The sequence below is a fragment of the Pseudonocardia sp. KRD291 genome, from assembly GCF_019263595.1.
Lineage (GTDB): Bacteria > Actinomycetota > Actinomycetes > Mycobacteriales > Pseudonocardiaceae > Pseudonocardia.
The window spans coordinates 12,930-35,935 of the sequence record NZ_JADQDD010000022.1 but is presented as its reverse complement, the minus strand read 5'-3'; the positions used below and the strand labels follow the sequence as shown (position 1 = coordinate 35,935).

Sequence of the window (23,006 nt, the reverse complement as noted above, 5' to 3'; positions counted from 1 at the left end):
GTCGCGACGACGAACGCGCTCGAGCTCGGCGTGGACATCTCCGGGCTGGACTCGGTGGTGCTCGCCGGCTTCCCGGGCACCCGGGCGTCGTTCTGGCAGCAGGCCGGACGGGCCGGGCGCGAACGCGAGGAGGCGCTGGTGGTGCTCGTCGCCCGCGACGACCCGCTCGACACCTACCTGGTGCACCACCCGTACGCGCTGGTCGGGACGCCGGTGGAGACGTGCGTGCTGGACCCGACGAACCCGTACGTGCTGGCTCCGCAGCTGGCGTGCGCGGCCGCCGAGCTGCCGCTGACGACCGTCGACGTGGCGGAGGTGTTCGGCGGCGCGCCCGCCGAGGAGGTCCTCGGCGCACTGGTGGAGGAGGGTGTGCTGCGGCGGCGTCCGGCGGGCTGGTTCTGGCCGGACACCGGCGAGCGACCGGCAGCGACCGTGGACATCCGCGGGTCCGGACTCGGCCAGGTCGCGATGGTGGAGGCCGCGACCGGGCGGATGCTCGGCACGGTCGACGGCGCCGGGGCGCCGGGCACGGCTCATCCCGGTGCGGTGTACCTGCACCGCGGCGAGAGCTACGTCGTCGACGAGCTGGACCTCGACGCCGGGATCGCGCTGGTGCACCCCGAGGACCCGGACTGGCGTACCGAGGCCCAGTCGGTCTCCGACGTCGAGGTGCTCGAGGTGGCCTCGCAGAGCCGCTGCGGTCCGGTGCGGGTGTGCTTCGGTGACGTGTCGGTGAGCAGCCAGGTGGTCGGCTACCGGCGCCGCACCCCGGACGGGACGGTGCTGGACACGACCCCGCTGGACCTGCCCGTCCAGACGCTGCGGACCCGGGCGGTCTGGTACGCGATCGATGACGAGGCGCTCGCCGGGATCGGTCTGGACCAGGCCCGGATCCCGGGCGCCCTGCACGCGGCGGAGCACGCCGCGATCGGCCTGCTCCCGCTGTTCGCGATCTGCGACCGGTGGGACATCGGCGGGCTGTCCACGGCTCTGCATCCGGACACCGGCCTGCCCACGGTGTTCGTGCACGACGGCCACCCCGGTGGTGCCGGGCTGGCCGAACGCGGACACGCGGTGCTGGGGCGGTGGCTGGCCGCGACCCGCGCGGCCGTGCGCGACTGCGAGTGCCGGACCGGGTGCCCGTCCTGCGTGCAGTCCCCGAAGTGCGGGAACGGCAACTCGCCCCTGGACAAGGCCGGTGCGGTGGCGGTGCTCGATCTGGTGCTCGGAGCGCTGGAGACCGGGACGATGGCGGCCGGGGCGACGGAGGCCGACGGCCCGGGAGCCGAGGCCCGAGGGGAAGCCGACGGTGCGGGCGCCGCCGGTCCGCCCGTCGGGGGGTGAGCGGACCGGCGGCGACCATCGTTGCGGTGGTGCCGGACGGGGATGCGTCCAGCGCTCCGACCCCACCGCGGTCTGGGGAGCGTGCCGGTGGCGCGGGATCGGGGCCGGTGGTGCCGGCCCGATGACGCGACCCGTCCAGTAGGACCGATGCCGGCGGACCTGGCCAGGTTCGACCGCGGAATCGTCGCCGATCGGTTCGACGGCGACGGTGAGCCGCACCCGTTGCACCCGGTCCGGTGAACGAGACCGTGTCGCGAAGTTCGCCCGCCGTTCACCCGGGTCCGTGGACCGCTCATCGAGATGTGGATCACTCTGCGAGGTCCCTACGCACGCCCGAACCGGACGAACCGTCACCGGACCATTCGATCCGGACGTGTCACCTCCACCGGCGCCGGCCCCGCCCGCGCGCGTGCCCCGGCAGGGCCGCGGCCGAGCACCGTCCACGGTCGGTCGACCTCGGTCTCGACCAGGGCGTCCCAGCCGTCCAGCCGGCAGCGGGAGACCACCGCGCCGGAGTGGGCGGCGACGCCCCGGGCCACCCGGCAGGCCGTCTCGGCGCCGTCGACGGTGCGCCCGGCGGCGGCCAGCGCGGACAGGTCGGCGGCGGACTCGGCGACGTGCCGGGCCCGCACCCCGGACGCCAGGTCCACCCCGACCAGGCCGACGGCGAGGATCACCCCGGAGACCAGCGCGGCCCATACCGTGGCCGATCCGGCGTCGCCGTCGCCGTCGCCGTGGCGACCCGCGCCGATCACGGCGGTGCCCCGTCCGCGTCGCCCACGTCCGGCGCCGCGTCGTCGCCCGGATCGGGCGCGGCGTCGCGGGCGGCCACCCCGGTGGCCGCGTCGTCCGCCGGCGCGCTGTCCGGCAGGGCACCGGGATCGGGCAGGGCGCCGGGCTCGACGACCGCGGCGGCGGTGCCGCTCACCTCCATCGGCAGCAACCCGACCGGTGCGACGGCGACCACGACGGTGACGGTGTCGCCCTCGGTCCGCACGTCCATCCGCGCGCCGCCCGGGGCGATCCCGGTCGCCGCGGACATGCCCCGCTCGGTGTCGCCGCGCGCGGCGAGGCGCGCCAGCTCGCGCGCCGCGTCGACGCACCGAACCGACGCCATGACGGTCGCGACGGCGCCGATCGCCGCGGAGGCGACCAGCACCAGCGTCCCGATCGCCACGGCCGCCTCGACCGTCACCGACCCGCGGTCGGCACCGCGGTCGGCACTGCGATCGGCCCCGAGGTCGGCACCGGGGTCGGAAACGGTGTCGGCACCGGGGGCGGCGGCGCGGGGAACGGACGACTCCTCTCCGGATGGCGACGCCGTCCCCGGCTCAGAACGTCGTGGACAGCGCACGTTGCACGATGCCGGTCAGGGCGCCGACGATCGAGTCGCCGCTCACCACGGCGTACAGGACCGCGGCGAACGCCGCCGCGGCCACCGTCCCGATGGCGTACTCGACGGTGCTCATCCCGTCGTCCTCACGGACCAGCCCGACGAGCCGGGTGCGCAGGACGGCGGTGGTGGCGTTCTTCATCGTGGTTCTCCTTCTGTGGTGGGCGCGGATGCACCCGGTGACGGGTCCGGTGGTGGTCACCACCGGGCGAACGCCTCTCCGGCGAGGCCGATCACGACCGGCGCGATCCCGAGGACCAGGAACGCCGGGAGGAAACAGAGCCCGAGAGGTGCGGTGATCCGGACGGCGGCGCGTTGCGCCTTCGCCTCGGCCAGGTCCGCCAGCTCCGCGCGCAGGCGGGCCGCCTCGGCGTCCGCGGTCCGGCGCAGCGCCGCCCCGGTCGCCGCCGAGCGGCTCGCGGCGCGGCCGAAGGCGGCGAGCTCCGGTAGCGGAGCGGTCGCCTCCCAGGCCTGCTCGGCGCCCGCGCCGAGGGCGAGCAGGCCGGAGGTCCGGCGCAGGGCCGCCCCGGCCGCACCGGGCAACCGCTGCGCCGCGGCCTCGACCGCGACCGGCACCGCGAGCCCGACCCGCAGGCAGACCGACAGCAGGTCCCAGGCCGCGGCGAGGTCTGCGGTGTCGGTTCTCCCGTGCCCGGCCGCGGCCGCCAGCCGACGGGCCGCGACGACCAGTGCGGTACCGACCCCGACCCCGGTGACCAGGCCGCCGGTGCCCCCGACGACCGCCCACACGGCGGCGGCCGCCGCCAGCGCGCCGACGACGACCCACCGGGTGCGCACCGCGCCGTCGGGCGGCGCGGTGCCGGGGTCACCGCCGGAGAGGTGGTTCAGGCGGGCCGGCCCCGTGCGGGCCCCGGCGAGCAGCAGGGCACCGGCCAGGAGGGCGGGCACGAACGCGTTCATCGCGCCACCGCCGCGTGCAGGATGTGTTCCGACCACAGCACCCCGGCCGCGGTCAGCCCGCACCCGGCGACGAGCAGCCCCTGCCCGAGCAGGCCGCTGCGCAACACCCCGAGTGGGTCGGTGCCCATCAGCTGCCCGAGACCGATGCCGAACAGCGGGAGCGTGGTGAGCACGGCCGCGGTGGCGCGTGGACCGGCCAGCTGTGCACGGACCCGTGACCCGTGGGCCAGCCGCCAGCGGATGTCGTCGAGGGTCCCGCGGAGCAGGTCGGCGAGCGGGGCGCCGTGCCGGTCGGCCAGCTCCCAGGCGGTCGCGACCCGTTCCAGGTCGGGCGCGGCCGCGGTGCCGGTCCCGGCCCGCCGTCCGGCGGCCCGTCCCTCGGCCACGCGTCGCAGGGCGGCCGGGACGGGTTCGCCGAGCCGGGCGGCGGCCTCGGCCGGGCCCAGCAGCTCGCGGGCCATCGGCGCGTCGTGCGCGACCCCGGCCAGCGCCGCCGCGGGGTGCGCGCCGGTGCGCAGCTCGTCGGTGATCCGGGACAGTGCGTCGGCGAGCTCGGCCGCCGCGGCGGCGCGGAGCCGCTCGGTGCGGGCCCGGTCGCGCCGGCGCCGCACCACCGCGACCGCCGCCGGACCGCACACCGCGCCCGCCGGGCCGAGGAGCAGGAACCCGCCGAGCCCGCCGGCGACGAACAGCGCCACCCCCACCGGCAACCGTCGCGGCGCCCGGCCGTTCGTGCCCGCGCCGGCCAGCCCGGCCAGGCGGCCCGGCCCGGGGGACCGGGGCAGGCAGAGCAGGCTCGCGGCCAGCGCCGCGAGCGCGAGCGCCGGACCCGCTCCGGCTGGCAGGCTCACCACGGCGGGGTCACCCCGCGCTCGGTCAGCAGCCCGCGCAGCGTGTCGAGCCCCGGCCCGGCCCCGCGCTCGCGTGTCCAGGCCGGGGACACCGAGACGCCGCCGTCGTCGTCGCGGCGCAGTACCCCGACGGCGTCGAGCACCCGCGCGCCGTCGCGGTGGCGGCGCATCTGCAGCACCACCTGCACCGCGGCGGCCAGCTGGCTGTGCAGCGTCGCCGGTGACATCCCGCCGAGCCCGGCGAGGGCCTGCATCCGGGCCGGGATCTCGCGTACCGAGTTCGCGTGCACGGTGCACGCGCCGCCGTCGTGGCCGGTGTTCAGGGCGGCCAGCAGGTCGCAGACCTCGGCCCCGCGCACCTCGCCGACCACGAGGCGGTCCGGGCGCATCCGCAGTGCCTGGCGCACCAGCTCGCGCAGCGGCACCCCGCCCGCGCCCTCGATGTTCTCCGGCCGGGCCACCAGGCGCACGATGTGCGGGTGCCGCGGGCGCAGCTCCTCGGCGTCCTCCACGGTCACCAGACGCTCCGTCGGGTCGACGGCGCTGAGCAGCGCGTTGAGGACCGTGGTCTTCCCGGACCCGGTGCCGCCGGCGACGAGCACGGCCAGCCGGGCCGCGACGACGGCGCGCAGCACGGCCTCGCCGGCGGCGTCCATCGCGCCGAGGCGGCGCAGCTCGCCCAGGTCGTGCGCGGCCGGGCGCAGCACCCGCAGCGAGATCGAGGTGCCGTCCGCGGCGACCGGTGGCAGCACCGCGTGCAGGCGCACGCCCGCGTCGGCCAGCCAGCCGTCGACGTAGGGGCTGGCGTCGTCGAGCCGGCGCCCGGCCGAGAGGGCGAGCCGCTGGGCGAGGCGGCGCACCGCGGGCTCGTCGGCGAACGTGACACCGGCGCGCTGCAGGCCGGAGCCGCGATCGACCCATACCGCGTCCGGGGCTGTGACCAGCACGTCGGTCGTCCTCGGGTCGCGCAGCAGCGGGTCCAGCGGGCCGGCGCCGACGAACTCCTGGCGCAGCGTGCGCAGGGCGGCGAGCACGTCGAGGTCGGAGGCGACGCCGCCGGCCTCGGCCCGGACCGCGGCCGCGACGGCCGCCGGGCCGGTCTCGCCCCCGGCGTCGGCCAGCCGCGCCCGCACCCGCTCCACCAGCGGCGTCATGACGCGATCCGGGGCCGTGCGGCGACACCGGATGTCTCGGCCAGCCGGGCGAGCACCGCGTACGCGGCCTCGGACAGCGCGCCGCGACCGGCGCCGGGGAGCTTCCCGCGTTCGGTGTCGTCCTGCACCCCGGGTTCGGCGCGCATCGACGCCAGCACCGGCAGCCCGACCGAACGGGCCACCTCTCGCGCCGTGATCCCGCCCGGTGACGGCCCGCGGACCACGATCTCGACGGTGCGCGTGTGCTCGGCCAGGACCTCGGCGACCCGCCCGGCGGCCGCGCAGGAGCGCAGGTCCGCGGGCACCACGAGGACGGTCAGGTCGGTGGCGCCCAACGCGGCCAACGCCGCCTCGGTCGGGTAGCGCGGCAGGTCGCAGACCACGGTCTCGCCGCCGCGCCGGCCCGCGTCGAGCACCGCCGAGACCGACGAGTGCTCCGGCCCGTGGGCCGAGCGCGCGCAGGAGAGCACGGCCAGCTCCCCGTGCCCGGACGAGGACACGTCGGCCCGGGGCAGCGCGGAGTGCAGCGCGGCCGACTGCACCCGGCCGTCGGCGACGGTGAGCTCGGGCCAGCGCAGACCGCCGGACTGCTCGGCGCCGACGAGCAGGTCCAGCCCGCCGCCGAGCGGGTCGCAGTCGACGAGCAGGGCATCGGCACCGGTGCGCGCCGCGGCGACGGCGGTCGCGGTCGCCAGCAGCGAGGCCCCGGCCCCGCCGCGGCCGCCCACGACCGAGAGCACCGCCCCGGACCGTCCGTCCGTCGCGGGCCGCTCCACCACGTCGGCGAGCAGGCCGACCAGCCAGCCCTCGCCCTCCGGCAGCGCCGCGACGTTCGCGGCGCCGACCGAGACCGCCAGCCGCCACACCTCCGGCGCCGGTTCGCCGCGCACCACGACGACGACCCCGTCGCGGCGCGGCAGCTCGGCCCGGGCACAGCGCCGGGCCGCGTCCGGGTCCAGCAGCACGGCGGGCGCCGCGGTCCACCAGCGGCGGGCGTCGGCGCCGTCCACCGCCCGCGCCACGTCGACGCCGGCGGCCGCGGCCAGGCGCAGCATCGCGTCGAGCAGCTCCGGGTCCTCGGCCATGATCAGGCAGCGCCGGTCCATCACGTTCCTCCGCCCCGGCCCGCCGGTTGCGGGCACGGGACGAGCGTGTGGCCGCACGGGCCGGTTGCACCGACGAATTGCTCGGCTGTGGACGGAGCGCGCAGGTTGTGGACAACTGCCCGTGCCGGGCCCGCCGTAGGGCGGGACACGAGGCCGGAACGGCGAGAACGGGGAGGCCGTCCACCGGACAAGAGACGGCCCCCGCCAGGGGGGATTGGCGGGGGCCGTCAGTTGGTTCAGCCCCGGGGGGTCGAGCTGAACCCGCTCGGACCAAGTCCGAGCTGTCATCAACTGTAGCCGTAATCATGGTGTGGCGCCCATACCCGAATTCCGGATGCGCCGACCGGTACGCGGAAACGTTGCCGTTCGACGTGCGGGTCCGCAGCCCCGGACCGGCGAGCGCAGCCGGGCGACCGATCGCACCATCGACGCCGTCCGCGCCCGGACGGCCGGGGGCGGATCGCGACGGGCGGTCTGGCAGTCTCGACCGACGTGCAGGTCCCCGACACCGTCCCGGACGAGCGGCCGCGCGCCGCGGCGTTCTTCGATCTGGACAAGACCATCATCGCCGGGTCCAGCGCGCTCGCGTTCAGCCGGCCGTTCCGGCGTGAGGGCCTGATCAACCGCCGGGTGCTGCTGCGCAGCGCCTACGCCCAGCTGCTGCTCGTCGTGTCCGGCGCCGACGAGGGCACGATGGACGTGCTGCGCCGCCGTCTGACGGCGATGTGCGAGGGCTGGGAGGTCGCGCAGGTCCGGGCGATCGTCGCCGAGACGCTGCACGAGGTCGTCGAACCGATGGTCTACGCCGAGGCCACGGCCCTGATCGAGCGGCACCGCGCGGACGGCGAGGAGATCGTGATGCTCTCCGCGTCCGGTCAGGAGGTCGTGGAGCCGATCGCCGGCATGGTCGGGGCGGACCGCTTCCTGGCCACCCGGATGGCGACCCGCGGCGGCCGGTACGCCGGAGAGATCGAGTTCTACTGCTACGGCGAGCACAAGGCCACCGCGGCCAGGCGGATCGCCGAGGAGCAGGGCTACGACCTCGCCCGCTGCCGCGCCTACTCGGACTCGATCACCGACCTGCCGCTGCTGGAGACCGTCGGGCACCCGACGGCGGTGAACCCGGACAAGGCGCTGCGCCGGGTCGCCGAGCAGCGCGGGTGGCCGGTGCTGATGTTCGCGCACCCGGTCCCGCTGCGGACACGCCTTCGGTCGCGCCCGGCGATCGCGTTCTACGGCGCGTCGATGGCCGCGCTGGCCGGTGCCGGATGGCTGACGCTGCGAGCGATGGGCCGATCCGGGCACCGGTGGTGACCGGCGGCTACCGCGCACACCTGAACCGGTGCACTCGGCCGACGGTCTTGCCGTGGGCCCGCCGGGAGGGCTAGGAAGAGGACACGGGCCCCGGTCAGGCCAGAGGCGGTACGGCAGAGAAGTACCCGTCTCCCCTTCCCGGGCTCCGTGCGCGAGATCCGGGCACTCCACGGACAGCACGCCGCGGGAGGCATGTCGTCGTGGGCCTGCGCACCGGGACGCCGGGCGCCGAGGCCACCAACACGACACGTAGTGCACGCCAGGACCCCGGAACCCTCGCGTCGGTCGGGCGGTGTCTCCGCGAGGAGGCGCCGCCCGACCTGCGTTCCGCCGGGCGGTGCATGCGGCGTCCCGGCGAACCTCTACTGGGCCTCGGCGATCGAGACGCCCTCGCGGCCGCCGGACTCCCACTCCGCGCAGCAGTGCCGGATCCAGGTCGCCAGGCCGTCGGCGGTCCCGGTCGCGAACGCCTCGGCCGCGTCGCGGTATTCGGCGGAGCGGCGCAGGTGCCCGACCTCGGGCACGGCCAGCCCGCGCGGGTCCAGCCCGGACGACATCGCGGTCAGCCGGGCCGCGGCCCGGGCGACGACGCCGTCCGCGCTGCCGAACGGGCGCAGAGCCAGCAGCTCCCCGTGCACGACCGCGACCAGCACCGGAGCCGCCACCTTCGTGCCGCCGGTGACCAGGTCGGCGAGCATCGACAGCCGCGCCGAGACGTCCTGGCCCGGACGCGGCCTGCCCAGTCCGTCCTGGTGCTCGGCGGCCGGCAGGAGGTCGGCGGCGGCCAGCACGTGCAGCCGGGCCAGTGCCTGCAGCGGGGCGGTGCGCCAGGCGTCGAGGAGCCGGTTGCGCTCGTCGGCGATCCGGACGGCACCGGCGAGCACCGGGTTCTCGACGTGGTCGGAGCGTTCCGGGGCCAGCGGCGCGCCGTCCAGCGCGGCCGAGGCACGGGCCGCCCGCAGCGCGGCCTCGGCGGAGGTGACCTGCCACCCGCGCCGGTTCGCCGGGTGGTTGTGCACGGTGGTGACGGCGTCCCGGGCGGCGGCGACGGCCTCGGCGACGCCGGGCAGGTCGGCGAGTGCGGTCAGCGGGTCGGTCGCGGGGGCGGAAGGCACGCCGTCCATCGTCGCACCGGAGGCTCCGGCGCATCGGGTCACCACCCGGCGGGCGCAGCCGTCGTGACGTCCGGGCAGGTGGGTGGGACTGTCCGGACTGACGGTGCGCGAGCCGTCACGGTTCACTAGCGTCAGTCCGCACACGCGCGCGCACATCTGGTGCGGAAGAGAAGCTACATCCAGCCGCGTCGAGGAGGACACGAGGAAATGGCCGAGTCCGGAGCAACGCTGAGCAACCTGTCCACGGAGAGTCGGGCCTTTCCGCCGTCCGAGGAGTTCGCCGCCCAGGCCAACGCCACCGCGGAGCTCTACGACCGCGCGGACGCCGACCGCGAGGCATTCTGGGCCGAGCAGGCCGACCGCCTGAGCTGGTCCAGGAAATGGGACAAGGTCCTGGAGTGGAACGCGCCGTTCGCGAAGTGGTTCGTGGGCGGGCAGCTCAACGTCGCCTACAACTGCGTCGACCGCCACGTCGAGGAGGGCAACGGCGACCGGGTCGCGCTGTACTGGGAGGGCGAGCCCGGGGACAGCCGCGAGATCACCTACGCCGACCTCAAGCGTGAGGTCTCCCGGGCCGCGAACGCGCTGATCGAGCTGGGCGTCGGCAAGGGCGACCGGGTCGCCATCCAGATGCCGATGATCCCCGAGACCGCGATCTCGATGCTGGCCTGCGCTCGCATCGGGGCGATGCACAGCGTCGTGTTCGGTGGCTTCTCCCCGGGCGCGCTCAAGGCGCGCATCGAGGACGCCGAGTGCAAGCTGCTGATCACCACCGACGGCCAGTACCGGCGCGGCAAGCCCGCGCCGATGAAGGAGAACACCGACGAGGCGGTCGAGGGTACGTCGATCGAGCACGTGCTCGTCGTCAAGCGCACCGACATCGACGTGCCGTGGACCGACGGCCGCGACGTCTGGTGGCACGACACGGTCGGCACGGCCTCGGAGGAGCACACGCCGGAGGCGTTCGACTCCGAGCACCCGCTGTTCATCCTCTACACCTCGGGCACCACCGGTAAGCCCAAGGGCATCCTGCACACCTCCGGCGGCTACCTGACCCAGACCGCGTACACCCACAACGTGGTCTTCGACCACAAGCCGGGGGAGAGCGTCTACTGGTGCACCGCCGACGTCGGCTGGGTGACCGGGCACAGCTACATCGTCTACGGCCCGATGGCCAACGGCGCCACCTCGGTGATGTACGAGGGCACGCCGAACACCCCGCACGAGGGCCGGCACTGGGAGATCGTGCAGAAGTACGGCGTCTCGATCTACTACACGGCGCCGACGCTGATCCGCACGTTCATGAAGTGGGGCGAGCAGATCCCCGCCGAGTACGACCTGTCCTCGCTCAAGGTCCTGGGCACGGTCGGCGAGCCGATCAACCCCGAGGCCTGGATGTGGTTCCGGGAGAAGATCGGCGGCGAGCGCTGCCCGATCGTCGACACCTGGTGGCAGACCGAGACCGGCGCGATCATGATCGCGCCGCTGCCGGGCGTCACCGAGACGAAGCCGGGTTCGGCGATGAAGGTGCTCCCGGGCATCGGCGCGACCGTCGTCGACGAGTCGGGCACGCCGGTCGGCAACGGCGAGGGCGGCTACCTGGTCCTGGACCAGCCGTGGCCGGCGATGCTGCGCGGCATCTGGGGCGACGAGGAGCGCTACCGCGACACCTACTGGTCCAAGTTCGCCGAGCAGGGCTACTACTTCGCCGGTGACGGTGCCAAGTACGACGAGGACGGCGCCATCTGGCTGCTCGGCCGCGTCGACGACGTCATGAACATCTCCGGGCACCGGATCTCCACCACCGAGGTGGAGTCGGCGCTGGTCAGTCACCCGACGGTGGCCGAGGCCGCGGTCGTCGGCGCCTCCGACGAGACGACCGGGCAGGGCATCGTCGCGTTCGTCATCCTGCGCGGCAACGCGGCCAAGGACGGCGGCGACGAGGCGATCAAGGCGTTGCGCGACCACGTGGCGAAGGAGATCGGTCCGATCGCCAAGCCGCGCAACATCATGGTCGTCGAGGAGCTGCCCAAGACCCGTTCCGGGAAGATCATGCGACGGCTGCTCAAGGACGTCGCGGAGAACCGCGAGGTCGGCGACGTGTCGACGCTGGCCGACTCGTCGGTGATGGACCTGATCTCGAGCGGCATGAAGGAGGGCAAGGAGGACTAGCTCCTTCCCCCTCGTAGGACCCGGCACCCCCGGACGGCGCGACCGTCCGGGGGTGCCGTGCGCCGGGCGTCGGTCATGCTGGGAGGCGTGCAGGACGGTGTCGGCGGGGACGGGATCCGGGTGCGACGCGGGTTCGTCGTGCCCGAGGGCGAGCTGCGGTGGCGCTTCTCCCGCGCGTCCGGGCCCGGCGGGCAGGGCGTGAACACCACGGACTCGCGGGTCGAGCTCTCGTTCGACCTGGCCGGGTCGTCGAGCGTGCCCGGGGCGATGCGGGAACGGGCGACGTCGCGGCTCGGGCACCGGCTGGTCGGCGGGGTGCTCACCGTCGTCGCCCAGGAGCACCGCAGCCAGCTGCGCAACCGCCACGCCGCGCGGGAGCGGCTCGCCGCGCTGCTCGCCGAGGCCACGGCCGCGGCGCCCCCGCCGCGGCGGCCGACCCGCCCGACGGCCGGGTCGCGTCGCCGTCGCCTCGACGCGAAGACCCGACGGGGTGCGACCAAGCGCCTGCGCGGCCGTCCGGAGGACTAGAACGCCACGGTCACCGGATCGTCCACCCCCGACGGTGTGGCGCAGCCGAGCGGTCACCGGGTGCGCATGGCACGATGACGGCTCAGTGATCGACGGTCGGCAGCGCGGGCCCCTCGGTCGAAGCGACTACCCAGCCCGCGTGGTGCAGGAGGGATGACGGTGGCCAGCTCGACCAGCAAGTCCGGCGGCGCGGAGGTTCCGCCCGTACTGCCCTCGATCCCGCTCTCGCCCGAGCCCGGTCCCCAGGACCAGTCCATCGGGGCGCTGGCCAAGGACGTCACCACGCATCTGTCCTCGCTGGTCCGCTCCGAGGTGGAGCTGGCCAAGGCCGAGGTCAGCGCCGAGGTGAAGAAGGGCGTCCAGGGCAGCATCTTCTTCGTCGTCGCCGCGGCGATCGGGCTGTTCAGCCTGTTCTACCTGTTCTTCACCCTCGCCGAGTTCCTGGCGATCTGGCTCAACCGCGCCGCCGCGTTCGGCATCGTGTTCCTGTTCATGCTGCTGGTGGCGGGCCTGTTCGGGTTCCTCGGCTACCTGCGGGTGCGCAAGCTGCGCAAGCCCGAGCGCACGATCAGCACGCTGAAGGACTCGGCGCAGGTGTTCTCGAGCGTCGGCAAGTCCTCCGACGACGGGCCCCGGGAGCTGACCTCCGACACCGGGCGGCACGCCGCGCGCACCTCCTAGAGCCGGGTGTGGCCACGCCCCGGCCGGGCAGGCCGAGCTCCCCGGAGCCGTCCTCGGTCCGGTTGCCGGGCCCGTGGACCCACCGCTCGGTCTCGGCCAACGGCATCCGGATCCACGTCGCCGAGTACGGCCGCGGTCCGCTGGTGGTGCTGCTGCACGGCTTCCCGGAGTTCTGGTACTCCTGGCGCCACCAGATCGTGGCGCTCGGCGACGCGGGCTACCGCGTCGTCGCGCCCGACCTGCGCGGCTACGGCGACACCGACAAGACCCCCCGCGGGTACGACCTGTGGACGCTGGCCGGCGACTGCGCCGGCCTGGTCCGCGCCCTGGGCGAGCCGCGGGCGCACCTGGTCGGGCACGACTGGGGCGCGGCCGTCGCCTGGACCGTCGCGGCGCTGCACCCGCGCCTGGTCGCGTCGCTGACCGGCCTCGGCGCGCCGCACCCGGTCGCGATGCGCGACGCGCTGGTCAAAGACCCCACCGGCCAGGGACGGGCCAGCGCCTACATGGCCGGGTTCCAGGTGCCGCGACGCCCGGAGCGTTCGCTGCGTGCAGACGGCGGCGCCCGCGTCGAGCGGATCATGCGGGCCTGGGCGGGGCAGGAGTGGTCCGGAACCGACGACTTCGCCCACGCCGCGGCCCACAACCGCCGGGCGATGCTGATCTCCACGGTGGCGCACTGCTCGCTGGAGTACTACCGGTGGTCCGTGCGGTCACAGCTGCGGGCGGACGGGCGCCGCTTCGCCCGCGCGGTCTCGGCCCGCACCCCGGTCCCGGTGCTCCAGATCCACGGCGCCGACGACCCGTGCGTGCTGGACGCGACGATGCGGACCTGCGAGAAGTGGACCGCGGGCCCGTTCACCCACCACGCCCTGCCCGCGACCGGCCACTTCCCGCACCAGGAGCGGCCGACCCACGCCACGACCCTGATCGCGGCCCACCTGGGCGCCCACTGACTCCCCCTCTCCGCGTCGTGGAGCCATAGCGCGAATTTCGAGGGCCTGTCGGCGCGTCGAGGCTCCACAACGCGAGGGTGGGGTCAGCGGCGGGTGACGGCGGCCAGGGCGGTGTCGGGGTTGTCGGAGAAGATGCCGTCGATGCCGGTGGCCAGGAAGGCCTCGTACTCGGCGAAGGGGTCGCCGTACCCGGACTCCGGGCCGGGGGAGCGCAGGTTCGCCGGCAGGAACGAGTTCTCGTTGCGGAACGTGTACGGGTGCACGATCAGCCCGGCCGCGTGCGCGTCGGCGACGAGCGAGGTCACCTCGCCCAGCGAGGCGTCCGGGCGGCGGGCGATCACCTGGTCCTTGTTCGGCCCGACGCCGTCGGCGTAGGTCGCGATCTCCTTCAGCCCGGCGGCCGTGGTCAGGTCGGCCCAGGTCCGCTCGTCGCCCGTGGCGACCAGGTCGGCCGGGGCGCCGGTGGCGTCGGTGAGCTGGACCAGCGGGAGCCTCAGCTGCGGGCGCAGCGCCTTCAGGTTCGCGGTCTCGAAGGACTGCACGAACACCGGCGCGCCGTCGCGGTTGAGCCCGGCCTCGTTCAGCGTCGCCACGAACCGCGGCTCGATCGCCTTCCCGATCCCGGAGAAGTAGGTGGAGTGCTTGATCTCCGGGTAGATGCCGATCTCGCGGTGCAGCTCCGCGGACAGGCGCTCGCGCAGCTCGATGACCTCCTCGAAGGTCGGGATCGGGTACCGGCCGTCGTAGATCCGGTTGCGGGGACGGATGTCCGGGATCCGCTCGGTGGCGCGCAGCGTGCGCAGCTCGGCGAGCGTGAAGTCCTCGGTGAACCAGCCCTCGTAGCGGGTCCCGTCGATCGTCCTGGCCGTCCTGCGGTCCGCGAACTCCGGGTGCCGGGCGACGTCGGTGGTACCGCCGATCTCCGGCTCGTGCCGGGCCACCAGCGCCCCGTCCCTGGTGGACACGAGGTCGCACTCCATGTAGTCCGCGCCCATCCGCGCGGCCAGCTCGTAGGAGGCCAGCGTGTGCTCCGGGCGGTACCCGGACGCGCCGCGGTGCCCGACCACCAGCGGCCGGGACGGCTTCTCGTTCCCGGCCCTCCGGACGCCGGCGGCCGACGCCGGGGCGGCGAGGGCCGGGGAGCCGAGCACGGCGGCGAAGGCCAGGCCGGCGAGGACCGAGCGCCGCCCGACCCCCGTACGGGGGGCGTGGTCACCGTGGGACAGGCGGGAGCGCAGCGTGGACACGATCACGCGGGCGACACTGACACGATCGGGCGTCCGGCGACAGGTTCGGCGGTGTCGACCGGATGAACGACGGATGCCGGTGCGGCGCCGCCGGGGCGCTGGATCTAGGGTCGGCGACCGTGCGAGTCCTGGTCGTCGGAAGCGGCGCGCGTGAGCACGCCATCGCGGTGTCGCTGGCGCAGGACCCGGAGGTGACGGCACTGGCCTGCGCCCCGGGCAACGCCGGCACGTCCGGGGTATCCGAGCAGCTCGGCCTCGACGTGGCCGACAACGCCGCCGTGGTGGCGCTGGCGCAGAGCTGGTCGGCGGACCTGGTGGTGATCGGCCCGGAGGTCCCGCTGGTGCACGGTGCCGCGGACGCGGTGCGCGAGGCCGGCATCGCCTGCTTCGGCCCGAGCGCGACGGCGGCGCGGATCGAGGGGTCCAAGGCGTTCGCGAAGAGCGTGATGAGCTCGGCCGGGGTGCCGACCGCGTCGTCGGTGATGGTGGACAACCCGGCGCACCTGGACACCGCGCTCGGCGTGTTCAGCCCGCCCTACGTGGTCAAGGACGACGGTCTGGCCGCAGGCAAGGGCGTCGTGGTCTCCGACGACGTCGAGGTCGCCCGCGCGCACGCGCTGATGCTGCTCGACGCCGGGCACCCGGCGCTGCTCGAGTCGTTCCTGGACGGGCCGGAGGCGTCGCTGTTCTGCCTGGTCGACGGCGCGACCGTGGTGCCGCTGCTGCCGGCGCAGGACTTCAAGCGCGTCGGCGACGACGACACCGGCCCGAACACCGGGGGGATGGGCGCCTACGCGCCGTTGCCGTGGGCGGGCGAGGGCCTGGCCGAGGAGCTGGCGGAGCGGATCGTGCGACCGGTGGCGGTCGAGCTGTCCGAGCGCGGCGCCCCGTTCTCCGGACTGCTCTACGCCGGTCTGGCGATGACCTCCCGCGGCCCGGCCGTGATCGAGTTCAACTGCCGCTTCGGCGACCCGGAGACCCAGGCCGTGCTGGCGCTGCTGCGCACGCCGCTGGCCCGGCTGCTGCACGCCACGGCGACCGGCACGCTGGCCGAGGCGCCGCCGATCGAGTGGGAGGACGGTGCGGCGGTGGCGGTCGTCGTCGCCGCGGAGGGCTACCCGGCGACGCCGCGGCTCGGCGACGTGATCACCGGCGCGGAGGGCGACGGGGTTCTCCACGCGGGCACGCGGCGCCGCGACGACGGCGCGGTGGTCTCCAGCGGGGGGCGGGTGCTCTCGGTCGTCGGGACGGGCGCGGACCTCGCGGCCGCGCGGGCGGACGCCTACGCGCGCCTGGAGCCGGTCCGGCTGGCCGGTTCGCACCACCGGACCGACATCGGGCTGCGGGCCGAGCGCGGCGAGGTGGCGATCCCGACGGCCTGACACGGTGCGTGGTGTGAACGCGGAGTTACCTCCGCGTCGCATCGCCCGTTCGCCGGGGACCTGCCTCCCGTGGCGCTGACATGCTGGTCCGTTCGGGGCAGCGACGTTGGCCTCATTGCCCGTGTAGAGAGCGTGCAAACAGCTCGTAAAACGGCCCGCCGGGGTTTGATCCGCCCGTTCTGTCCGGGAGATCGTCTTCGTACTCCGCGCACATCCGGTGCGTGGTGACCTCAGGAGGATCTCCACCATGGCTCACGCTCCCCGGCCGCGCCGCTCGAAGAAGGCCATCCTCGGCGGTGCCGCCATCGCCCTCGTCGCCGCCCCGGCCGTCATGCTCGGTGTCTCCGGCACCGCGTCGGCGGCCGAGCTGACCCCGATCGCCGAGTACCTCGACGGCGCCGTCGCCGACACCGAGGCGCAGCTCGGCGGCGCCCTCGACTCCCTGGGCCTCGAGGCCGCCGAGTGATCTCGGACCGCTGACACGGAGGCCCCGGTGGTGTGCACGCCGCCGGGGCCTTTCGGCGTCCGGACCGCCGCCGCGGTGCGCGGGTACCCGGCCTTCTACGCTCGGGTCGTGACCGGACGCAGGACCGCCGACCCCGCCCGTCTCGGCGTCGCCGCGCGGGCGGCCGTCGCGCCCTTCCACGTGATGGACGTCTGGGCCGCGGCAGGGGAGCGCGCGCGGACCCACGGCGACCTGGTCAACCTCTCCGCGGGCCAGCCGTCGACCCCGGCGCCGGAGGCGGTGCGCTCCGCGGCGATCGAGGCACTGCAGTCGGAGGTGCTCGGCTACACCGTCGCCCCCGGTATCCCGGAGCTGCGCGAGGCGATCGCCGCGCACTACCGCCGCACCTACGACCTCGACGTCGCGGCAGGCGACGTGGTCGTCACGACCGGGTCCTCCGGCGGGTTCCTGCTCGCGTTCCTGGCCGCGTTCGACGCCGGTGACCGCGTCGCCATGGCCCGGCCCGGCTACCCCTGCTACCGCAACATCCTGACCGCGCTCGGCTGCGAGGTCGTCGAGCTGGCGTGCGGTGAGGAGTCCCGCTTCCAGCCGACGGTGGCGATGCTCGAGGCCCTCGACGAGCCGGTGCGCGGCCTGATCCTGGCCAGCCCCGCGAACCCCACCGGCACGGTGCTGGATCCCGCCGAGCTCGCCGCCCTGGCCACCTACTGCGAGACGAACGGGATCCAGCTGGTCAGCGACGAGATCTACCACGGGATCACGTTCGCCGACTCCCCGCCGACGTCGTGTGCGTGGGCGACCTCGCGCGAGGCGCTGCTGGTCAACTCGTTCTCCAAGTACTTCTCGATGACGGGCTGGCGGCTGGGCTGGCTGGTCTGCCCGCCCCGGCTGCGCCGCACGATCGAGGGGCTGGCCGGCAACTTCACCGTCTGCCCGCCCGCACCCGCGCAGCACGCCGCGCTGGGCGCGTTCACGCCGGAGTCCTACGCCGAGGCCGACTCGCACGTGCTGCGCTACGCCCGCAACCGCGACCTGCTGCTCGAGGGACTGCCCGCGCTGGGCATGGACCGCCTCGCGCCCGCCGACGGCGCCTTCTACGTCTACGCCGACGTCGCCGCGTTCCTGCGGGAGGGCGAGGACTCGATGGCGTTCACCTACCGGATGCTCGCCGAGACCGGCATCGCCGTCGCTCCCGGCGCGGACTTCGACCCGGTCGACGGCGGTCGCTTCGTCCGGTTCTCCTGCGCCGGCGCGACCGAGGACGTGCAGGAGGCGCTGGAGCGGCTGCGCCCCTGGCTGCGCGGCTGAGTCCCTGGCTGCGCGGCTAGGTCCCGGGCTGCCGGGTCAGAGGACCAGCTCCGGTTTCACCCGGGCCGGCGTCCAGACGCGCTGGGACCGGGCCGAGAGCGACGCGACCAGCACCGCGACCAGGAGCCAGGCCAGCAGCACCGGGAGGTCCACGCCGACGACGCCCTGCAGCGTGCCGCCGTACATCAGGTGCCGCAGGCCGTCGATCGCGTAGCTCATCGGCAGCAGGTAGTGCACCGGGTACAACGGTGCCGGGATCGTCTGCCAGGGGAACGTGCCGCCGGCCGAGACGAGCTGCGCCACCATCAGGACCAGGCCGAGGAACTGTCCGATGCTGCCCAGCCAGGCGTTCAGGGCGTGCACGATCGCGGTGAACGTCAGCGAGGCCAGGCACAGGAACCCGAACGTCGCGACCGGATGCTCCGGGCGGATCCCGAGACCGAACACCACGACGGCGTACATCCCGGCCATCTGCGCCACGCCGAGCACCCCGGCCGGGATCCACCCGCCCAGCGCCACCCGCAGCGGGCTCTGACCGGCCGCGATCGCCCGCCTCGAGAGCGGCTGGAGGAGCAGGAACAGCGTGTAGCCGCCGATCCATGCGGCGAGCGCGAGGAAGAACGGGGCCAGGCCCTCGCCGTAGGTGCCGGCGCTGGAGCGGGCGACGTCACGGGTGGCGACCGGGTCGCCGATCGTCTTCGCGGTCGCGTCCCGGACGTCCGCGGCCGGGTTCGGGATCTGCCCGAGGCCCTCGTTCAGCCCGTCCCGGAGCTGCGTCGACCCGGTCGCGAGCTGCGCGGTGCCGCCGTCGAGTGCCCGGGCGCCGTCGGCGAGCCGGTCGGTGCCGTCCACGGCGGTGCGCTCGCCGTCGACGAGCCGGTCCGCGCCGGTCCGCAGCTGTCCGGCGCCGGTGTCCAGCGCGGTCGCGCCCTCGGCGAGCCGGCCCACGCCGTCGGACAGCGTCGTCGCGCCGGTCCGCAGCGTCCCTGCGCCGTCGGCGGCCTTCGCGATGCCTCCGGACAGGGTGGGCGCGGAACCCGCCAGCTTCTCGGCGCCGTCGGCGACCTGCTGCGATCCCGACCCCAGCGCGGTGAGCTGCCCGTTGAGCGTCTGGACTTGCCGGTTGCCCGCATCGAGCGGCCCGCGGACCTGTTTCAGCGTGTCCAGGGCCTGCTGGACCTGGGCGTCGGTGAAGCCCTTCGCGCGCAGGTCGGCGGCGATCGTCCCGTCGGCGGCGTCGAGGTCGGAGACGATCTTCTTGCTGGCGTCGGCGACGCGGCCGCCCGCCGCGGCGAGCGTCGCGTTGCCGTCGGCGACCCGGCGGGCGCCGTCGGCGAGCGTCCGGGTCTGGGTCGGGAGTGCCGCGGTGGCGTCGCGGACCTGGTCGAGCCCGGAGGTGAGCGTCCCGGCGCCGGTGCTCAGACGGTCGGCGCCGTCGGCGGCGGTCCCGGCGCCGGTGGCCAGCGTGCCGGCGCCGTCGGCGAGCCGGTCCGCCCCGGACGAGAGCTGCGTCGCGCCGTCGAGCAGCTGTCGTTGCCCGCCCGCGAGCTGCCCGGCCCCGGAGGCCAGCTCTCCCGCGCCGTCGTGCGCCCGGTTCGCGCCGTCGGTGAGCCGGCCCGCGCCGTCCGCGGCCTGCGCGGTGCGGTCGTGGATCGTCGCGAAACCGGTCAGGAACCGGTTCGCGGCCTGCGTGCCGACCTGTTCGGAGACCGAGTCGTGCACCTTCGCGACCACGGTGTCGGCGATCGTGCGGACCAGGTAGTTGTTCGCGTCGTTCGTGGTCAGCGTGAGGATTCCCTGACGCGGGGTGAAGTTCCCGGAGGACTGCAGCGCCGCCGTGAAGTCCGCCGGGATGGTCAGCGAGAACGTGTAGCGGTTGTCCCGCACGCCGGTCTCCGCCTCGGCGGGCGAGACCCGGGTGAAGTCGAACGTGCCGGAGTCCTCGAGCGTGCGCGCGACCTCGTCGCCGACGTTCGTGCGTTCCCCGTTCGCGTCGGTGGCGCCGGTGTCGGCCACGACGAGTGCCGCCGGCACGTTCCCGAGCCTGCCGTACGGGTCGGCGTTGGCGTAGAGGTAGAGCCCCGCGTAGAGCGTCGGGATCAGTACCAGGGCCAGGACCGCCAGCACCGGTATCCGGCCCGCGGTGATCCGCCGCAGCTCGCTGATCGCCATCCGGATCGCGCTCACCGTGAGAGTCCTTCCGTGCCGCCGTCGTCCGTGTCGCCGTCCTCGCCCAGCCGCGCGGTGGGCGTGCCGATCAGCTCCGCGGAGCTCTGGGCACAGGTCACGACGACGGCGCGGCCCCCTGCGGCGTGCTCGGCGACCAGCGGCCACCACTGCTGCGGCGACCCGCCGTGCCGGTCCGGCAGGGTCAGGACCAGCACGCCGACGCCGGGCCGCATCGCGGCGAGCTCGAGCATCAGCGCGAGCCGGGTCGGGGCCGGGACGTCCTCGAACCGCGTCCGTGCCAGACCGGCGGCCCCGCGCGCGTCCAGCCACGCCACCACCGAATGAGGCAGCGTGCCGCGCCCGGCCATCGCCAGCTCCTCGCCGACGACGGCCCGCAGCGGCAGCACCGGTTCCGGTTCGCTGATCCCTGGGGTGTCGACGACGGCCACACGGCGGCGCAGCAGGGCCGGGTCGTCGGCGCCGTCGAGGCGCACCCGGCCCCGGCTCGGCCGCATCCGGCCGGCCAGCGCGAGGGCCAGTGCCGTGTGACCGGCGCCCGGGGCGCCGCTGACCAGCGCGATCTCGCCGCTGCCGACCCCGAACGTGGTGGTCTCGAGCAGCGGGCCGTGCGGCCCGTCGACGGCGACGCCGTCCGCGGTGAGGATCACGACGGGTCGCCGTGCGGGGGAGCAGAGGTCGGACGGGGCATGCCGGGTTCCTGCGGTCGACGCGCCGGGGGCCGGGCGTGCCGTCGTGGGCGCCCGATCAGCGGCGCTGGTCAGTGGGTCGGGGCAGCCGGGACGCCGGGGGAGACCGGGGCGCCCGAGCTGCCGCGAGCGTAGTGAGGACGTCGGCGCTGCCGTCCGGCTCGACCGAGTCTTACCTCGATCGATGAGGTCGACTTGACCTGAGACGACAGAGTTTTACCCCGAGGCGACGTCTCGGGGTGGGCGGCTCAGCGCGGCCGGTCCGCGGCGGGCCGCGCCCGGGCGGCATCGCCACCCGGCCCGGCGAACGGGCTGGTGCTGGCCGGGCTGACCTCGCCGATCCGCTCCAGCGCGGTCCGGATGTGCCGGTCGTCGACGTCGCGGTGGGTCATCAGCCGCAGCTTCCCGCCGATCGCCCCGGCCAGGACGCCGGACTCGGTGAACTGCGCGATCGTGCCGGGCAGGTCCGCGACGTCGACGAGCACGATGTTGGTCTGCGGCTCGCGGACCCGCCAGCCGCGCTCGCGCAGGCCGGCGGCCAGTGTCGAGGCGCGGGCGTGGTCCTCGGCGAGGCGGTCCACGGCGTCCAGCGCGACGAGTCCGGCCGCGGCCAGGATGCCGCCCTGGCGGACCCCGCCGCCGAGCATCTTGCGCAGCCGCCGGGCCTGCTCGGTGAAGTCCGCCGACCCGGCCACGATCGAACCGACCGGTGCGCCGAGGCCCTTGCTCAGGCACACCGAGACGGTGTCCGCGCCGACCGTCAGCGCGGCGGGCGGAACGCCGAGCGCGACCGAGGCGTTCCACAGCCGCGCGCCGTCGAGGTGCACGGCCAGCCGCGCGGCGCGGGCCGCGGCGGCGACCGAGGCGTGCTCCTCCGGCGCGACGACGGTGCCGCCCGCGGCGTTGTGCGTGTTCTCCAGGCAGAGCAGCGCCGGTCGCAGCGAGGCGTAGGAGCCGTCGGAGGTGGCGGCGCGGCGGACCGCGGTCGCCGAGACCTTGCCCGGCCCGGCGTCGTGCGGCAGCGGGCGCGGCATGCCGCCGGCCAGCCAGGCGGCCGTGCCCAGCTCGAAGTCCAGGACGTGCGCGCCCTGCGGGGCCAGGAACGCCTCCCCGCGCCCCAGGTGGCTCATCAGGGCGATCACGTTGGCCATCGACCCGGTCGGGGTCCACAGCGCGTCGGCCGCGCCGAGCATCCCGGCGATCCGCTCCTCGAGCCTGCGCATCGTGGGGTCGCGGTCCAGCACGTCGTCGGCGACCTCGGCCGCGGCCATCGCCTTGCGCATGGACGGGGTCGGCATCGTGACGGTGTCCGAGCGCAGATCGACGGGTTCGTCGATCCGCGCTGCTCGCCTGCTCCGGGGGGACGGTCGCACGCGGCCAGTCTCCGTCATCGGCGCGGCGGACTCCCGTGCAGGGTCACGAAACGGTCACGACGCGCGCCGGGTGGGCCACGAACGGCACCGCAGCAGCCTCCGGCGGTCGGGCCGGGGTGATCGCCCACCGGCCGGTCGGGGGTGCGGACGCCCGGACCGGCACGATGGGGAGGTGGCCACCGAGAAGGGCGAACGCCGCCGCGGGCTGCTCGCCGCGGCGGCCGCCGAGCTGCTCGCCGAGGGCGGGTTCGAGGCGATCCGGCACCGCGCCGTCGCGGAGCGTGCCGAGCTGCCGCTCGCCGCGACGACCTACTACTTCGGCTCCCTCGAGGACCTGGTCACCGCCGCCGCCGAGCACCTGGGCCGCACCGAGCTGGCCGAGGCGCGGGCTGCGCTCGACGCCGCCCGCCCGCATGACGACCCCGCCGACGTGGTGCTGGACATGCTGCTCGGCCCCCGCTCGCGGACCGACGGTCTGGACGCGGTGCTGCGGCACTTCGAACGGCTGGTCGGTGCGGGCCGACGGCCGTACCTGGCGCCGCTGATGCGGGCCCAGCGCACGGAGCTGGACGCGTTGCTGGCCCAGGCGCTCACGCGCGCCGGGCACACCCCGGACCCGAAGGCCCTGCGGCGGATCGTCGCCCTGATCGACGGGGCCGTCGTCTCCGCCCTGATCGAGGCCGACGCCGATCCTCGCCGGATCGCCCGCGAGGCCCTCGTCGACGCACTCGCGCGCTGAGAGGAGCTTGCGGAACGACCATCAGCGCTGAGAGGAGCTTGCGGAACGACCATCAGCGCTGAGAGGAGCTTGCGGAACGA

Annotated in this window: 22 protein-coding genes; 10 read left to right on the top strand and 12 right to left on the bottom strand. The window is 75.2% G+C overall.

The genetic code is table 11. The features are described 5' to 3' along the window. The coding region (locus I4I78_RS05780; RefSeq protein WP_218610139.1) for a Zn-binding domain-containing protein at positions 1 to 1,344 on the top strand (1,344 nt) is incomplete at its 5' end. 350 nt (positions 1,345 to 1,694) lie between these two features. Here the strand turns inward: I4I78_RS05780 and I4I78_RS05775 are convergent. The 7 genes from I4I78_RS05775 to ssd form a co-directional block, all read right to left on the bottom strand. Next, entirely contained in the window at positions 1,695 to 2,099 is a 405-nt protein-coding gene (locus I4I78_RS05775) for an Rv3654c family TadE-like protein (RefSeq protein WP_218610138.1), read from the bottom strand. Continuing rightward, a complete protein-coding gene (locus I4I78_RS05770) occupies positions 2,096 to 2,539 on the bottom strand; it encodes a TadE family type IV pilus minor pilin (RefSeq protein ID WP_218610137.1) in 444 nt (147 codons plus the stop codon). The genes I4I78_RS05775 and I4I78_RS05770 overlap by 4 nt, the downstream gene beginning before the upstream one ends. Positions 2,540 to 2,675: 136 nt before the next feature. After that, positions 2,676 to 2,879, bottom strand: coding sequence for a DUF4244 domain-containing protein (locus I4I78_RS05765; protein WP_218610136.1), 204 nt, complete (start codon positions 2,877 to 2,879; stop codon positions 2,676 to 2,678). Positions 2,880 to 2,935: 56 nt separating this feature from the next. After that, on the bottom strand, positions 2,936 to 3,658 hold the full coding sequence (locus tag I4I78_RS05760) for a type II secretion system F family protein (protein WP_218610135.1): 723 nt from the start codon (positions 3,656 to 3,658) through the stop codon (positions 2,936 to 2,938). Next, the gene (locus tag I4I78_RS05755; protein ID WP_218610134.1) at positions 3,655 to 4,512 is read right to left on the bottom strand and encodes a type II secretion system F family protein; all 858 of its coding nucleotides are present in this window, start codon (positions 4,510 to 4,512) and stop codon (positions 3,655 to 3,657) included. Before I4I78_RS05755 ends, I4I78_RS05760 begins: the two co-directional genes overlap by 4 nt. Continuing rightward, positions 4,506 to 5,663 (bottom strand): TadA family conjugal transfer-associated ATPase, encoded by a 1,158-nt coding sequence (locus I4I78_RS05750; RefSeq protein WP_218610133.1) that lies wholly within the window; start codon positions 5,661 to 5,663, stop codon positions 4,506 to 4,508. The genes I4I78_RS05755 and I4I78_RS05750 overlap by 7 nt, the downstream gene beginning before the upstream one ends. Further along, positions 5,660 to 6,805 (bottom strand): septum site-determining protein Ssd, encoded by a 1,146-nt coding sequence (gene ssd, locus I4I78_RS05745; RefSeq protein ID WP_308251922.1) that lies wholly within the window; start codon positions 6,803 to 6,805, stop codon positions 5,660 to 5,662. Before ssd ends, I4I78_RS05750 begins: the two co-directional genes overlap by 4 nt. A gap of 456 nt (positions 6,806 to 7,261) precedes the next feature. On the opposite strand from ssd, the gene I4I78_RS05740 reads away from it, so the two are divergent. Beyond that, positions 7,262 to 8,083 carry an HAD family phosphatase gene (locus I4I78_RS05740; RefSeq protein WP_218610132.1) on the top strand — a complete coding sequence of 274 codons (822 nt, stop codon included), beginning with the start codon at positions 7,262 to 7,264 and terminating at the stop codon, positions 8,081 to 8,083. 362 nt (positions 8,084 to 8,445) lie between these two features. Here I4I78_RS05740 and I4I78_RS05735 read toward each other — a convergent pair whose 3' ends face one another. Beyond that, positions 8,446 to 9,207, bottom strand: coding sequence for an oxidoreductase (locus I4I78_RS05735; protein ID WP_218610131.1), 762 nt, complete (start codon positions 9,205 to 9,207; stop codon positions 8,446 to 8,448). A gap of 198 nt (positions 9,208 to 9,405) precedes the next feature. Here I4I78_RS05735 and acs point away from each other — a divergent pair, with 198 nt between their 5' ends. The 4 genes from acs to I4I78_RS05715 all read left to right on the top strand — a co-directional run bounded on the left by acs (position 9,406) and on the right by I4I78_RS05715 (position 13,535). Next, positions 9,406 to 11,370, top strand: a complete 1,965-nt coding sequence (gene acs / locus I4I78_RS05730) for an acetate--CoA ligase (protein ID WP_218610130.1) — start codon at positions 9,406 to 9,408, stop codon at positions 11,368 to 11,370. 75 nt (positions 11,371 to 11,445) lie between these two features. After that, positions 11,446 to 11,898 (top strand): alternative ribosome rescue aminoacyl-tRNA hydrolase ArfB, encoded by a 453-nt coding sequence (gene arfB / locus I4I78_RS05725; protein ID WP_218610129.1) that lies wholly within the window; start codon positions 11,446 to 11,448, stop codon positions 11,896 to 11,898. Positions 11,899 to 12,051: 153 nt separating this feature from the next. After that, positions 12,052 to 12,579, top strand: a complete 528-nt coding sequence (locus tag I4I78_RS05720) for a phage holin family protein (protein ID WP_218610128.1) — start codon at positions 12,052 to 12,054, stop codon at positions 12,577 to 12,579. Positions 12,580 to 12,587: 8 nt separating this feature from the next. Further along, positions 12,588 to 13,535 (top strand): alpha/beta fold hydrolase, encoded by a 948-nt coding sequence (locus I4I78_RS05715; RefSeq protein WP_218610127.1) that lies wholly within the window; start codon positions 12,588 to 12,590, stop codon positions 13,533 to 13,535. 83 nt (positions 13,536 to 13,618) lie between these two features. On the opposite strand, the gene I4I78_RS05710 is transcribed toward I4I78_RS05715, so the two are convergent. Beyond that, entirely contained in the window at positions 13,619 to 14,686 is a 1,068-nt protein-coding gene (locus I4I78_RS05710) for a glycerophosphodiester phosphodiesterase (protein WP_308251923.1), read from the bottom strand. Between the two features lie 215 nt (positions 14,687 to 14,901). On the opposite strand from I4I78_RS05710, the gene purD reads away from it, so the two are divergent. The 3 genes from purD (at position 14,902) to I4I78_RS05695 (ending at position 17,938) form a co-directional block, all read left to right on the top strand. Beyond that, on the top strand, positions 14,902 to 16,164 hold the full coding sequence (purD, locus tag I4I78_RS05705; RefSeq protein ID WP_218610126.1) for a phosphoribosylamine--glycine ligase: 1,263 nt from the start codon (positions 14,902 to 14,904) through the stop codon (positions 16,162 to 16,164). A gap of 247 nt (positions 16,165 to 16,411) precedes the next feature. Further along, complete coding sequence (locus I4I78_RS05700) at positions 16,412 to 16,630, top strand: hypothetical protein (RefSeq protein WP_218610147.1); 219 nt, start codon at positions 16,412 to 16,414, stop codon at positions 16,628 to 16,630. Between the two features lie 183 nt (positions 16,631 to 16,813). Continuing rightward, positions 16,814 to 17,938 carry a pyridoxal phosphate-dependent aminotransferase gene (locus tag I4I78_RS05695; protein ID WP_218610144.1) on the top strand — a complete coding sequence of 375 codons (1,125 nt, stop codon included), beginning with the start codon at positions 16,814 to 16,816 and terminating at the stop codon, positions 17,936 to 17,938. Between the two features lie 36 nt (positions 17,939 to 17,974). Here the strand turns inward: I4I78_RS05695 and I4I78_RS05690 are convergent, their stop codons facing one another. The 3 genes from I4I78_RS05690 to I4I78_RS05680 form a co-directional block, all read right to left on the bottom strand. Beyond that, complete coding sequence (locus I4I78_RS05690; protein ID WP_218610125.1) at positions 17,975 to 20,125, bottom strand: YhgE/Pip domain-containing protein; 2,151 nt, start codon at positions 20,123 to 20,125, stop codon at positions 17,975 to 17,977. Next, entirely contained in the window at positions 20,122 to 20,775 is a 654-nt protein-coding gene (locus tag I4I78_RS05685; protein WP_218610124.1) for an ATP-binding cassette domain-containing protein, read from the bottom strand. The genes I4I78_RS05690 and I4I78_RS05685 overlap by 4 nt, the downstream gene beginning before the upstream one ends. A gap of 287 nt (positions 20,776 to 21,062) precedes the next feature. After that, positions 21,063 to 22,205, bottom strand: coding sequence for a GntG family PLP-dependent aldolase (locus I4I78_RS05680; protein ID WP_218610123.1), 1,143 nt, complete (start codon positions 22,203 to 22,205; stop codon positions 21,063 to 21,065). A 154-nt stretch (positions 22,206 to 22,359) separates the two neighbouring features. Here I4I78_RS05680 and I4I78_RS32605 point away from each other — a divergent pair, with 154 nt between their 5' ends. After that, the gene (locus I4I78_RS32605; protein ID WP_308251918.1) at positions 22,360 to 22,926 is read left to right on the top strand and encodes a TetR family transcriptional regulator; all 567 of its coding nucleotides are present in this window, start codon (positions 22,360 to 22,362) and stop codon (positions 22,924 to 22,926) included. Positions 22,927 to 23,006: the final 80 nt, after the last annotated feature.

Excerpts from the sequence above, each read along its gene's own strand:
- I4I78_RS05750 (WP_218610133.1), bottom strand. The coding sequence starts at position 5,663 with ATGACGCCGCTGGTGGAGCGGGTGCGGGCGCGGCTGGCCGACGCCGGG.
- I4I78_RS05735 (WP_218610131.1), bottom strand. The coding sequence starts at position 9,207 with ATGGACGGCGTGCCTTCCGCCCCCGCGACCGACCCGCTGACCGCACTC.
- I4I78_RS05720 (WP_218610128.1), top strand. The coding sequence starts at position 12,052 with ATGACGGTGGCCAGCTCGACCAGCAAGTCCGGCGGCGCGGAGGTTCCG.
- I4I78_RS05700 (WP_218610147.1), top strand. The coding sequence starts at position 16,412 with ATGGCTCACGCTCCCCGGCCGCGCCGCTCGAAGAAGGCCATCCTCGGC.
- acs (WP_218610130.1), top strand. The coding sequence starts at position 9,406 with ATGGCCGAGTCCGGAGCAACGCTGAGCAACCTGTCCACGGAGAGTCGG.
- arfB (WP_218610129.1), top strand. The coding sequence starts at position 11,446 with ATGCTGGGAGGCGTGCAGGACGGTGTCGGCGGGGACGGGATCCGGGTG.
- I4I78_RS05695 (WP_218610144.1), top strand. The coding sequence starts at position 16,814 with ATGGACGTCTGGGCCGCGGCAGGGGAGCGCGCGCGGACCCACGGCGAC.
- I4I78_RS05765 (WP_218610136.1), bottom strand. The coding sequence starts at position 2,879 with ATGAAGAACGCCACCACCGCCGTCCTGCGCACCCGGCTCGTCGGGCTG.
- I4I78_RS05760 (WP_218610135.1), bottom strand. The coding sequence starts at position 3,658 with ATGAACGCGTTCGTGCCCGCCCTCCTGGCCGGTGCCCTGCTGCTCGCC.
- I4I78_RS05680 (WP_218610123.1), bottom strand. The coding sequence starts at position 22,205 with ATGACGGAGACTGGCCGCGTGCGACCGTCCCCCCGGAGCAGGCGAGCA.